11 protein-coding genes are annotated in these 12,852 nt (G+C 64.2%); 2 read left to right on the forward strand and 9 right to left on the reverse strand.

Annotation, left to right across the window (positions count from 1 at the left end; genetic code table 11):
• The first annotated feature begins 80 nt into the window (after positions 1 to 80).
• Entirely contained in the window at positions 81 to 698 is a 618-nt protein-coding gene (gene gstA, locus RE429_RS17085) for a glutathione transferase GstA (RefSeq protein ID WP_414471905.1), read from the forward strand.
• 88 nt (positions 699 to 786) lie between these two features.
• Here gstA and RE429_RS17090 read toward each other — a convergent pair whose 3' ends face one another.
• The 4 genes from RE429_RS17090 to RE429_RS17105 all read right to left on the reverse strand — a co-directional run bounded on the left by RE429_RS17090 (position 787) and on the right by RE429_RS17105 (position 5,945).
• Positions 787 to 2,715, reverse strand: a complete 1,929-nt coding sequence (locus RE429_RS17090; RefSeq protein ID WP_414471906.1) for a hypothetical protein — start codon at positions 2,713 to 2,715, stop codon at positions 787 to 789.
• Positions 2,716 to 2,912: 197 nt separating this feature from the next.
• Positions 2,913 to 4,559: a chaperonin GroEL gene (groL, locus tag RE429_RS17095; RefSeq protein ID WP_414471907.1), complete on the reverse strand. Its 1,647-nt coding sequence runs from the start codon at positions 4,557 to 4,559 to the stop codon at positions 2,913 to 2,915.
• Positions 4,560 to 4,611: 52 nt separating this feature from the next.
• Entirely contained in the window at positions 4,612 to 4,899 is a 288-nt protein-coding gene (gene groES, locus RE429_RS17100) for a co-chaperone GroES (protein WP_114945189.1), read from the reverse strand.
• 200 nt (positions 4,900 to 5,099) lie between these two features.
• A complete protein-coding gene (locus tag RE429_RS17105; protein ID WP_414471908.1) occupies positions 5,100 to 5,945 on the reverse strand; it encodes a DMT family transporter in 846 nt (281 codons plus the stop codon).
• Between the two features lie 393 nt (positions 5,946 to 6,338).
• Here RE429_RS17105 and RE429_RS17110 point away from each other — a divergent pair, with 393 nt between their 5' ends.
• Positions 6,339 to 7,082, forward strand: coding sequence for a L,D-transpeptidase (locus tag RE429_RS17110; RefSeq protein ID WP_414471909.1), 744 nt, complete (start codon positions 6,339 to 6,341; stop codon positions 7,080 to 7,082).
• A gap of 135 nt (positions 7,083 to 7,217) precedes the next feature.
• Here RE429_RS17110 and RE429_RS17115 read toward each other — a convergent pair whose 3' ends face one another.
• The 5 genes from RE429_RS17115 to glcF all read right to left on the reverse strand — a co-directional run bounded on the left by RE429_RS17115 (position 7,218) and on the right by glcF (position 12,846).
• Positions 7,218 to 7,967, reverse strand: coding sequence for a DUF2076 domain-containing protein (locus tag RE429_RS17115; RefSeq protein WP_414471910.1), 750 nt, complete (start codon positions 7,965 to 7,967; stop codon positions 7,218 to 7,220).
• A 60-nt stretch (positions 7,968 to 8,027) separates the two neighbouring features.
• Positions 8,028 to 8,612, reverse strand: a complete 585-nt coding sequence (locus RE429_RS17120; protein WP_414471911.1) for an NUDIX hydrolase — start codon at positions 8,610 to 8,612, stop codon at positions 8,028 to 8,030.
• Positions 8,609 to 9,460: an SDR family NAD(P)-dependent oxidoreductase gene (locus tag RE429_RS17125; protein WP_414471912.1), complete on the reverse strand. Its 852-nt coding sequence runs from the start codon at positions 9,458 to 9,460 to the stop codon at positions 8,609 to 8,611. The genes RE429_RS17120 and RE429_RS17125 overlap by 4 nt, the downstream gene beginning before the upstream one ends.
• A 412-nt stretch (positions 9,461 to 9,872) precedes the next feature.
• Positions 9,873 to 11,390 carry a chromosome partitioning protein ParA gene (locus RE429_RS17130; protein ID WP_414471913.1) on the reverse strand — a complete coding sequence of 506 codons (1,518 nt, stop codon included), beginning with the start codon at positions 11,388 to 11,390 and terminating at the stop codon, positions 9,873 to 9,875.
• Positions 11,391 to 11,490: 100 nt separating this feature from the next.
• The gene (gene glcF / locus RE429_RS17135; protein ID WP_414471914.1) at positions 11,491 to 12,846 is read right to left on the reverse strand and encodes a glycolate oxidase subunit GlcF; all 1,356 of its coding nucleotides are present in this window, start codon (positions 12,844 to 12,846) and stop codon (positions 11,491 to 11,493) included.
• Between the last annotated feature and the right edge of the window lie 6 nt (positions 12,847 to 12,852).

Raw genomic sequence — 12,852 nt, forward strand, 5'->3', positions numbered from 1 at the left:
CCCCCGCCTGCCGCTTCTCTCCAGCCCGGCTTCACTGAAGCCTGCAGCCTGATCCGCTCTCAACCCAAGGAGACCCGACCATGAAGCTCTACTACGCTCCCGGCGCCTGCTCGCTTGCTCCGCACATCGTCGCCCGCGAAGCCGATCTCCCCGTCACTCTCGTGAAGGTGGATCTGTCCAAGCACCTTACGGAGACCGGCGAGAATTTCCGTGCGATCAATCCCAAAGGCTATGTGCCGGCCATCGTCCTGAAGGACGGTTCGCTGCTCACGGAAGCAGCGGCGCTCCTCCAGTATCTCGCCGACCAGCAGCCCGGCGCCGGACTGGCACCAGCCAACGGCACCATGGAACGCTACCACCTGATCGAGTGGCTAACCTTCGTCAGCACGGAGATTCACAAGGGCTTCGGACCTCTCTGGAACCCCGCCACTCCGGATAGCGTGAAGGCCGCCACGAAGGAACGGCTCGCCACGCGCTTCGCCTATCTCGACGAGGTTCTGGCCAAGCAGCCGTTCCTGACGGGAGAGACGTTCACGATCGCGGATGCCTACCTCTTCACGGTCGTGAACTGGACGAATTTCCACGGCATCGACATTTCGACCTTCCAGCACTTGAGCGCCTTCATGGACCGCGTGGCCTCGCGCCCGAAGGTTCGGGAAGCGCTCGCCGCCGAAGGCCTGCTGAAGCAGGCGGCGTAAGGTCTGATCCGCGCTGTCACGAAAAGGCCCCGGGGCAATCCGGGGCCTTCTTGTTTTGGACAATGGTGCAGGGCCACCCTCCCGGCCGTCAGGTGACGAAGAAGTCGTCCGCCTTCAGCAGCGTGCCTGCCTTCACCTGAGCGAATTTGACCGCCCCGTACTTCGTCCCCGAGCCGTCCGCATCATAGGACAGGTCGCCCGTCTTCTCGTTGTAGATGATGCGGTCGCTCTTATCGTGCGCTTTCGCCCCGGCCCAGAACGCGGCCTTCGACAAGATCCCCTTCTGGAGCTTTCCGAACACGGCCTGCGCCAGCCTGATCGTGTCGTCGGCGTGATTGAAATCCACGATCCGGTCGACATTCGTTGCACCGAGCTTGGTGGTGAACGCGAACGTGTCCTGCCCTGCTAGGCCGGTCAGCTTGTCGCAGCCGAGACCGCCGTTGAGGAGGTCGTGCCCCTTGCCGCCGACAAGAATGTCCGCCGTTTTGCCACCCTTCAAGGTCTGGGCACTCGCAACAGGGCTGACCCGGCCGGTGGTGACATCGATGGAGAACGTCCTGTCGATCGAAGCGCCAGCCGGATCGCTGGCACGCACCACGATCTCGACCCTGGTCTCGCCATGGAAACGACCGGCGACCAGGAGCTGGTTGCCGTGGATGCGGAAGAGACCGCCTGGATTGGTGACGAGATGATAGCCGAGCGGATCGCCGTCCGGATCGACGCCGCTTAACGTGCCGACCACGGTGCCGGCCGGCGCGTTGCCGCCAACGCTGGTGGCGCTAAGCGAGACCGAGACCGGGGCGGAATTCGTCGGAGCGAGAGCAATGGTGCGGTCAGCGAACTGCACGTATTCGATACCTGTGAGGGTATCGATGCCTTCATTCTCACGGTTACGGTTGTCCGTGATCAGGAAGCTGCCGTCGGCCCTTGCCTGGATTGTATAATCCGCAAAACGTCCCCGAAACAGAGCGACATCCGTCCCCGATCCGCCATCCAAGAGATCATTTCCCGATCCGCCATCCAGGAAATCGTCCTGACCTCCGCCGAACAACTGGTCGTCACCTAGGTATCCGAAAAGAGTGTCGTTGCCGGAATTGCCCCTTAAGATATTGTTGACGGGGCTGCCGACGAACCAGTCATTTGCCGACGTTCCGAGTATATTCTCCACATACCCGATGACAGCCCAGCTGGTCGCGCTCATGCTCTGCTCGTCGACTATTCTCAGGTCGACCGAGTGGCCTCCCCTCCAACCCTCTTGCGAAAGGTCAAGGGTATCTATGCCGTCGCCGCCGTAGAAGACATTATGTCCTCCTCCAAGCGCTACGGTCTCTGCGCCTGCGCCGCCGTAGACTGTGTCGTCACCGTCACCAAGATAGATCGTTCCGTTGATGCGGCCGCCGCGCCCGTCATAGAGGTCATGTCCACCGCTCAGGCTGACATCTCCATCGATCACTCCAGTGTTCGTGATCTTTCGCGACAAACCGTCGGGAACAGTCGCTATAGCGATCCCACCGGTGCCTTTGATGAGGCCGCTGTTGATGAGGGTGAGATCGCCGCCTACTCCGATACCAATCTCACCGGAAATCGTGCCGGTGTTCGTGATCGTCACTGGAGAGAATGGCTGACCAGGAAGGCTGCCGTCGGTAAAAACTCCATAATCCCGACCGGTTACGGAACCGAGATTGACGAGTGAGTCCGGCGTGCCATGCCTATGGTCGTTGACGAGATAGATCGCGAACCGTCCCGACACCGCTCCGGTCTGGCCGACCGTAATCGATCCATTCGTCGCTATGCCGTAGAAATCAGCGCTCGAAACACGGCCATTGATAATGAGGTTCGTGCCGACCGCACCGAGCCCGCCGTTGCCCACACTGATCCCGTCTATCCCGCACCATCCGAGGTTCTGTGCGGCGAGCTCGCCGGCCTCGGTGACGATCACGGTATCGCCCGATCCGATCGTAAGCGCGTGCCCGTTAGAGGTGGGCGGGAGGGGATGATCTATCACATGGACGGCCATAGGAGGCTCCTTCGAGGAATTCTCTCCTTTTATATGATATAGCATATCGTATCAATATGTGTCTACGCACATGGAACTGCAAGAGCCGACATTGACTTCTCAGGCCCTTCGGAACGCACGGTAGAATTGGCCCATCGGCAACGAAAAAGCCCCGGAGTTTCCTCCGGGGCTTCTTCATTTCTACGAAGGCGTCGGACTTAGAAGTCCATGCCGCCCATGCCGCCCATGCCGCCGCCGGGCATGGCGGGAGCAGCGCTCTCGCGCTTGGGAGCATCGGCCACCATGGCTTCGGTGGTGACCAGGAGGCCCGCCACGGAAGCGGCGTCCTGCAGAGCCGTGCGCACGACCTTCGCCGGATCGACGATGCCGGCCTGGAGCATGTCCACGAACTCTTCCGTCTGAGCGTTGAAGCCGAAGGTATCGGTCTTGTTCTCGACGATCTTGCCGACCACGATCGAGCCTTCGACGCCGGCGTTCTCGGCGATCTGGCGGATCGGAGCCTCAAGGGCGCGCAGGACGATGTTGATACCGGCCTTCATGTCGGCGTTGTCGCTGGAGAGCTTGGCGACCGCAACCTTGGCGCGCAGCAGAGCGACGCCGCCGCCGGGAACGATGCCCTCTTCCACCGCAGCGCGGGTGGCGTTGAGCGCGTCGTCGACGCGGTCCTTCTTCTCCTTCACCTCGACTTCGGTCGCGCCGCCGACGCGGATCACCGCGACGCCGCCTGCGAGCTTGGCCAGACGCTCCTGGAGCTTCTCACGGTCGTAGTCCGAGGTGGTCTCCTCGATCTGCGCCTTGATCTGGCCGACGCGGGCTTCGATGTCTTCCTTCTTGCCGGCGCCGTCGATGATCGTGGTGTTCTCCTTCTCGATGCGAACGCGCTTGGCGCGGCCGAGCATCGGGAGCGAGACGTTCTCGAGCTTGATGCCGAGGTCTTCGGAGATCGTCTGACCGGCGGTCAGGACGGCGATGTCCTCGAGCATGGCCTTGCGGCGGTCGCCGAAGCCCGGAGCCTTGACGGCGGCGATCTTCAGGCCGCCACGCAGCTTGTTGACCACGAGGGTGGCGAGAGCTTCACCTTCGACGTCCTCGGCGATGATCAGCAGCGGCTTGCCGGTCTGCACGACAGCTTCGAGGATCGGCAGCATGGCCTGGAGCGAGGAGAGCTTCTTCTCGTGGATGAGGATGTAGGGATCCTCGAGCTCGGCCACCATCTTCTCGGCATTGGTGATGAAGTACGGCGAGAGATAGCCGCGGTCGAACTGCATGCCCTCGACCACGTCGAGCTCGGTCTCGGCGGTCTTGGCCTCTTCGACCGTGATCACGCCCTCGTTGCCGACCTTCTGCATGGCATGGGCGATCATCTCGCCGATGTCCTTGTCGCCGTTGGCCGAAATCGTGCCGACCTGGGCGACCTCGTCGGAGGACTTCACCTTCTTGGCGCGGGCCTGGATGTCCTTAATGGCCTCGGCGGTGGCGAGATCGATGCCGCGCTTGAGGTCCATCGGGTTCATGCCGGCGGCCACGGCCTTGGCGCCCTCGCGGACGATCGACTGGGCGAGAACGGTCGCCGTCGTGGTGCCGTCGCCGGCGATGTCGTTGGTCTTCGAGGCCACTTCGCGCACCATCTGGGCGCCCATGTTCTCGAACCGGTCGGCGAGCTCGATCTCTTTCGCGACCGACACGCCGTCCTTGGTGATGCGCGGAGCGCCGAAGGACTTCTCGATCACGACGTTGCGGCCCTTGGGACCGAGGGTCACCTTCACCGCATCGGCGAGGATGTCGACGCCGCGCAGCATCTTATCGCGGGCTTCGGAAGAAAACTTAACGTCTTTGGCAGCCATGGGCTTAGCCTCCAGTTAAATTGGAAATCGTGTGACGGGTTCGCCCGGCTGATTAGCCGACGATGCCCATGATGTCGGATTCCTTCATGATCAGGAGATCCTGACCATCGATCCGCACCTCGGTGCCGGACCACTTGCCGAACAGAACGCGATCGCCTGCCTTCACATCGAGAGCGGCGACCTTGCCGTTCTCATCGCGGGCGCCGGGGCCGACGGCGACGACTTCGCCCTCTTGCGGCTTTTCCTTGGCGGTGTCCGGGATGATGATGCCGCCAGCCGTCTTCTCTTCGGCCTCGATGCGGCGGACGACGACTCGGTCGTGCAGCGGACGGAACTTCATGGAACTTCCCCTTTGACTGTTGACGCAGCCCCGATGGCCGCGCCCTGGTCTATCCCTGTTAGCACTGTCGAAAGACGAGTGCTAACACAGTTGGCGAGATAAGGAGGTCCGCGAAAGGAGTCAAGGCACGCCGGATCGAGAAACCGCGCCGCCCGCGAAGCCTCGGGGGAACTTTTTTCTTCGCCCCTTGTGAAGTCAACCTACCGGCGGCTGGTGAGCAGGGCCGCGGCCACGATGAGGAGCCCTCCCCCGAGGGTCGCCCAGGTGGGAATCTCGCCGAAGACCCCGTAGCCGATCAGGACCGCCCAGATGAGGGCGGTATATTCGAGCGGCGCGAGCCGGGCCGCCTCCGCCTTGGCATAGGCCGTCGCCATGAGGACGTGGCCGATGACCCCGAGCACCCCCATCACCATGAACCAGGCCAGATGCACGAGGTTCAAAGGCTGCCAGGCCCAGAGACCGAAGGGCAGCGCCAGAATGGCCGGACCGGCATTCTGGAAATAGACGATGTGCAGGAACTTGTCGCGCTGGGCCCGCTGGCGCAGCAGGACGAGGCTCAGGGCGTAGGTGATCGCCGACGTCAGGGCCGCCGCGACGCCCAGCCAGGATCGGGCCGCCGAGGCCTCTTCCGTCTGCCCGAGGACGACCACGAGCGTGCCGCCGAACCCGATCGCGATGGCCGCGATGATCCTCGGATCCACCCGCTCCTTCAGAAGGAGCAGTCCGAAGAACGCGATGAACATGGGCGCGAGGAACGACAGGACGAGGGTCTCGGCCAGGGGCAGCTTGCCCAGCGCATAGAAGAAGCAGCCGGCCGTAATGACGGCGATGACGGAGCGCAGGAGGTTCGCCTGCACCGTCTCCCGGCTCGGCCAGCCCGGGCGCATCGCCGCGACCACGCCCGTGGCGACGATGGTTCCGCAGGCGAAGCGCAGAAAGGTGACCTGGAGGGTCGGGTAGGAAGCGGACATCCCTTTGATGACCGCATCCATGATGGAAAGCACCGCGATGCCCGCGGCAGCCCGAAAGGCCGGACCGAATTGCATGTAATCACGACGATGTGAGGCGCGGCCTCCGGGATGGCGGCTTTCGCGGAAGAGTGAAGCTCATAGCGCATCGTGCGAAAAAGTGGACTCGGTTTTTCGCAGCAGACGATGCGCTGTTTCTATAGGGGGAGCATCGAACTGATCCCAAAAGTGCAAATCCACTTTTTGGGTCCGATGCTCCGGCGCATCGTGCGAAAAAGTGGACTCGGTTTTTCGCAGCAGACGATGCGCTGTTCGATGCTCCGGCGCAAGTCACATGCCGCTTTACCCTTCCTTTCGCGCTGTCGACAGAAAGGTCGGATCGGCACTTCCGCACAGATGCGATCAAGTCGATGGAAACAAAAGCCGCGCTTGTCGTTTATTAAGCGTAACAACGACAAACAGGATGCTTCGATGCGCGCTTGGATCCCTTGCTCCGCAATGCTTCTTCTCGCCTTCATGCCATCTTCCGGATCGGCCCAGTCGGTCTATGGAGGCGGGACTTACTACGGCAATACCTACATTGCGCCGGAATACAACTATCCGTATGCCCGCACGCAGGACGGCTATCGCGAGAGTTACCCGCTCGTCACGCGTCCGGCGACGGGTACGTATCCCCTCACCACGGGTTCCGTGCAGTCCGGCACTCAGGTCGCGACGCTGCCGCAGACCTACTCGGATCCCGGATACGACAACAGCATCGACTATGCCATCTCGCCGGAATTCCAGCGGCAGGTCGTATCCTATCGCGGCAGCGAGACGCCCGGCACGATCGTGGTCGATACGAACGACAAGTTCCTCTACCTGGTGCAGCCCGGCGGACGGGCGATCCGCTACGGGATCGGCGTCGGACGCCCCGGCTTCGAATGGGCCGGCCGCAAGACCGTCTCGATGAAACGCGAGTGGCCCGATTGGCGTCCGCCGTCGGACATGCTCAGGCGCCGTCCCGATCTGCCGCGCTACATGAAGGGCGGGATCGACAACCCGCTGGGCGCGCGGGCGCTCTATCTCGGCTCCTCGCTCTACCGCATTCACGGCACGAACGAGCCGCACACCATCGGCCAGGCCGTCTCCTCCGGCTGCATCCGCATGCTCAACGAGGACGTGGTGGATCTCTACAGCCGCGTGAAGGTCGGCACGTCCGTCATCGTGATCTAAACGGCGGTCTCCCTGAAGGATCGTCATGGCCGGGCTCGTCCCGGCCATTCACGTTTCAAGGCTCCGCCGCGCGAAGACGGAGATCCCCGGGCCTGGCCCGACGGGTGACGAAGGAGAGCGTTTCAGGCTCCGCGATCAGGTCCAGTCGCCGTCGTCACCGGAATCGCCGAAATCGGAGAAGTCGTCGCGGTTCTGCGACGGGTCCTCGTAAAGGGCATCCGTGATGCCGGCGAAATCCTGGTTCCCGCCCTGATCGTTCCCGCTCTGGTCGTTGCCGAAATCTGCAAGCGAGGATTGCCCGCCCGCCGCGTTCTCCTCACCGCGGAAGGCATGCGACAGCGCGTTGGCGATCATCATGCCGCCTGCGACGCCCGCGGCCGTGGAGAGCGCGCCCTGCAGGAAACCGCCTCCGCGCGGCGGCTGCGGCTGCGCCATGCCGCCGCCCCAGGGTCCCTGAGATTGTCCCTGAGATGGCCCCTGAGATGGCCCTTGCGATTGCCCCTCCGATTGAGGCGGCATGCCGTAAGGCTGCTGCGGCATCGGCTGGGGCGAACCCCAGGGCGAGGCGCGGCGCATCGGCGGCGAGTTGTAGGCCGGCTCCGGCGGACGGGCGCCGCCGCCGAAGATTCCCGACAGAATGCCGCCCTGCTGCGGCTGCCGGCTGAGATGATCGAGTTCGGCGCGAAGCTGGTCGTTCTCGGCCTGGAGCCTCGCCAGCGCCTGCTCCTGCACGAAGATCGCCTGCGCCATGGCGTAGGGCGCATAAGGCTGCATGCGCAGCCTGTCGGCGATGAACCGCTCCGCCTCCGGATCGCGCGGCTGATTCGCCACCTGTTCGAGCCGTCGGAAGATATCGGCGATGATCTCGCGCTCCTGATCGTTCATGGCAAACCTCCTTCGCGCATGAATCCTGAGATTTCCATGTAAGGGCGGCCTCCGGTTTTGTTAGGGGCGGGCCAAGCCGAGCTTGCACATATTCCGCAGAGCCTCGGGGGCGATGCCGTCGAGCTCCGCCACGTCGCGCCATTCGGCGCCGTGCACCTCGGACGGATCGGGGTCGAGGCCGCCCTCTTGTGCCCGCAGGACGTAGCGAATGTCGTGGTGCCAGTGCTCCGGCTCTCCTTTTTGCGGGCGGGCGGGAATGAGATGGCTGTCGATGTCGATCGGCAGGCCCGATGCGCCGTGCCAGGGATCGAGCGCAAGCTCCCGCACGCCGGTCTCCTCGACGGCTTCCCGCAGGGCTGCTTCCTCCAGGCTTTCGGGTGCCTCGTAATGGCCGCCCGGCTGCAGCCACCGGCCCAGGGAACGGTGATGGATCAGCAGCACCCTCCGGCCCGCCGGGTCGAGGATGAAGGCCGACGCGGTGACATGGCCGGGGAAGGTGGACCGGCTGTGAATGGCATCGCCGCTCTCGATCTGCCGGCGCAGGACGGCATGCCGCTCGGCCGCGCCGCCGAAGGTGCGGACATGGCGGTCGAGAAGCGCCCCGATCCGGTCGCGGAAGGCGGATGAATCGAATGCGCCGCTCATTGGTCTTCCATCGCCTTCGCGAAGGCGTCCTTGAAGGCGGGATGCCACCGGGACAGGGCGGGACGGTTCTCGATGAGGTCCCCGGCGGCCCAGCGGATCCGCACCTCGTCCATCGCGCGGGTCGTCTCGTTGTCCGGACAGAGCACGTAGAAATCGCCCCGCTCCAGGGCCGGAAGCAGGAAATCGACGACCTGCTCGGGGCTCCAGGCTCCGGCGGGCTTCTCCTTGACCCCTCGCGCCCGGGTGAGACCGGTGAAGACGAAGCCCGGAATGAGGAGATGCGCCGTCACCCTGCATCCCGGCCGGTTGCGCAGCTCATGGGCCAGCGCCTCCGTCACCACTTTCACGCCGGCCTTGGAGACATTGTAGGCGGTCTCTCCGGGCGGGGTGGTGATGCCCTGTTTCGAGCCCGTATTGATGATGGCGCAGGGGGTGCCCTGACCGGCCATGGCGGGGGCGAAGACCTGCACGCCGTTGACGACGCCCCACAGATTGGTCTGGAGGATGGCCTGCCAGCGCTGCGGGTCGCCGAAGAGCTGGCCGCCGCCTTCCGTGCCCGCGTTGTTCATCAGCACGGCGACTTCGCCGAAGGCGGCCATCGCCTTGTCCCTCAGCGCCTCCACGTCCTCACGGCGGCCGACATCGGTCGGAACCGCGAGCACGTTCGAAGAGCCGCCGGTCCCGGCCACCTCTTCGACGGCGCGCTCCAGCGCCTCACCGGGCAGATCGGCGAGGCAAACCTTCATGCCAAGCTCGGCAAAGCGCCTGGCCGCGGCAAGCCCGATGCCGCTCGCGGCTCCGGTGACGACGGCGACTCGGTTGGGCGCGATTGCGGGATGCTGGGCCATGGTTCTGTTTCCTTCTCGCATGACGGCCGTGGCCCGGCGGCAATGCCGGGGCCTCACGACGATGAAGCGAGATAGAGCACCGGACGCAAAAGTGGGAACCGGTTTTGCGTGAAAAGATGCTCAAGCAACGTCAACTGACAGCATCGGATGTGGGTCCGATGTCACGTCCGAGGCTGTAGAACACACCGCAATTCGTGCAACCGCCCATGGAGCCATGAGGGGGCGGCTCAACAGAAAACCCCGCCGGAGCGGGGCCGTCCGGCTCGATGCGAGCGGAAGCATCTCTTTTGGAAGCATCTCTTTTCTTGGGCTCGGCCGCATTCTCGACGGCGAACGGGATCCACCTCCCGGATCCAACTCCCGGATCCAACTCCCGGATCCACCTCCCGGATCCACTTGGCCGGAAAACGCTCTATTCGCCATCCGCGGATTTCAGCGGACGGACATTCGTCTCGACCTCCTCCTCGTCGACGAGGCCCGCATTCTCCTCCTGGGAGTCGAGACGGGTCTTTTTGCGAAGCGCAATGTATTTCTTCTGGATCTTGATGCGGCTCTCGCGGGCGATTTCGAGGGCGCCCTGCACGAGGGAGCGCTCGGCCTTCTCGTTCTGCAGCTCTTCCGTGAGGCGGCGGTTGGCCGCCTCGAGGGTGTTGCGCTCCTGCTCGAAGCGCTTGGTGAGCTGATCGATGCGCTCGCTGAGGCTCGCGAGCTTGTTATCCGAGCTCTCGATCTGGAAGTCCTTGGCGGCAATGGCCTTGTTGAGCATCTCGACGCGCTCCTGAAGCTCGATGCGCGAGCGCTGAAGCTCGTTGACCATGGCGACCTGACGCTCGACCTCCTGCTGGGTCGCCTCCAGGCGGCGGTCGAGGGTATTCTTCTCGATGGTGGTCTCTTTGAGATTGCGCTCGACGCCGCGAAGCGCCTCGTTCTTGTCGCGCAGCTGGTCGCGGGTATGGGCCAGGATCTTGTCCGTGGCGGCCAGGCGCGAGGTGAGGCCCTCGATCTTCATGTCGAGCGCCGAAAGGTCGGTCTGATGCGAGGAGCGTTCGGAATCGAGCTGGGTTTCGAGACGCTGGCGCAGCACCTGCTCGGCCATGAGCTTGGTTTCGAGTTCGGAAGCGCGCTGCCGGGTGGCCTCGAGCTGGGTCTCCAGCTCGCCGTAGCGGTTCGTGAGACTGGAAAGCCGGTAGTTCTGCTCCTCCGCCACCTTCTGCAGGCGCTTCACCTCGTGATCGAGAAGACCGTTGCGCTCGCGGATCTCGATGAGCTCGCGTTCGGCGCGGGCGACGGCCTGGTCGGCCTCCTGCGCCTCCAGGCGCAGGGCCTGGTTCTCTTCCGTGATGTTGCGGGCGCGCTCGGTCTCGATGGCGAGCTGGTTCTCGAGATCGACGACCGTCGCCTCCTTGTCCTTCACCCCGAGGCGCAGGTCCTCGATGTGGGATTCCTGCTCGCGGGTTCTGGTCTCGGCCTTGCGCAGCTGCGACACCGTGGCGGTGAGATCGTCCATGGCGCGGGCATGGAGCGTGTTGAGATCGTGCAGCTCGCGGCGGAGCGACGCGGTGGTCTCGGTCTCCTGCCTGAGCACGGCCTCCGTCTCCAAGAGACGGGACTGGAGCTGCGGATAGCTGCGGATGAGATCGCTCACCGGCTCGCTCAGGAGCGCGAAATCCTCCTTGAGGCTGCGGATCTCCTCGAGCCGGTCGATCATGTTGGCGAAGCGGACGCGGATCAGCTCGTTCTTCTGCCCCACGGAATCGAGAGCCCCATTGGGGCGGGCGACGATCGCGTCCACCCTCTCCTGCGGCGCAACGGCCGCGGCGGAGCCGGTCGATGTCGTAACGTCACGCTGGGTGGGCAGACCATCGACGGCTTCGTCCTGCGGCTTCCTGCTGCCGAACCGGTTCCTGAAAGACGTCCAACCCGAAGACATGGTGCCGCCCCTTCACGCCTCACCGTCACACTACGGCACCTTTTAACCCAGAGTCACCTCGATTGGAAACGAAATTTCATTTCAAACGGCTGCGGCGGATTCACTCGGCCGCGACGGACAAGGGCCGCGACAGACGGTTCTGGAAGCCCGCCTTTTCCAGGGTTTCCGGCATCGGGCCGCCGGTCGCCCAGTCGAGGAGCTCGACCGTATGGACGATCGGGATCTCGGTCCCCTGTCCGATCTGGGTCATGCAGCCGATATTGCCGGTAGCGATCAGGTCGGGTTTCGTGCGCGCGATATTGGCGACCTTCCGGGCCCTGAGCTGAGCGGCGATCTCGGGCTGGAGCAGGTTGTAGGTGCCGGCCGAGCCGCAGCAGATATGGCCTTCCGGCACATCCTTCACGGTAAAGCCCGCCTTCTTCAGGAGAGTCTTGGGCTCGGTGCGGATGGATTGACCGTGCTGCATGGAGCAGGCGGAGTGATAGGCCACGACCAGATCGGTTTCCCGCACCGGCTCCGCGAGTTCGAGGGACATGGCGTATTCGGTGATGTCCTTGGCGATCGCCGAGACCCGGGCCGCCTTCTCGGCATAGGCCGGATCGTTCCGGAACATGAAGCCGTAATCCTTGATCGTCGTGCCGCAGCCCGAAGCCGTGATGATGATGGCGTCGAGCCCCTCTCCGTCCATCTCGGCGATCCAGGCGTCGATGTTGCGCTTGGCGAATTCATGCCCCTGCGCCTCGCGCCCCATGTGATGGACGAGCGCGCCGCAGCAGCCCTCCCCCTTCGGCTGGACCACGTCGACGCCGTGCCGGTTGAGCAGCCGGATGGCGGCCTGGTTGAAGCCGGGCTTGAGCACGGGCTGGGCGCAGCCGGACAGGATCGCGACGCGCCCGCGCCGCTCGCCTTCGGCCCTGAACGTGCCGGGCTGATCCAGGGGGGAACGGGCCGGCATCCTGGCCGGGGCCAGCTCGATCATCGCCCGCAGACGGCTTCCGAAGAACGGCAGCGCGCCGATCAGCCCCTTGAAGGGCTTCGCCAGAAGCGCTGCGCCGAGGGCGGCGCGGAAGCGGTTCGGATAGGGAAGAATGCGCGCGAGCACTCCGCGCAGGAACCGGTCGTGCCCGGGCCGGGTATAGGTGGCTTCGATATAGGAGCGGGCATGATCGACGAGGTGCATGTAGTGCACGCCGGACGGACAGGTCGTCATGCAGGACAGGCACGAGAGGCAGCGGTCGATATGCTTGACGACCTCCGCCGAGGCGGGCTTGCCGCTCTCCAGCATGTCCTTGATGAGATAGATGCGCCCGCGCGGCGAATCGAGTTCGTCGCCGAGCAGCAGGTAGGTCGGGCAGGTCGCCGTGCAGAAGCCGCAATGGACGCAGGTCCGGAGGATTTTCTCCGACGAGGCCGTCGCGGGGTCCTTGAGCTGCTCGGGCGTGAAATTGGTTTGCATCGCTTT

The sequence above is a fragment of the Microvirga sp. M2 genome (assembly GCF_047497095.1).
Lineage (GTDB): Bacteria > Pseudomonadota > Alphaproteobacteria > Rhizobiales > Beijerinckiaceae > Microvirga.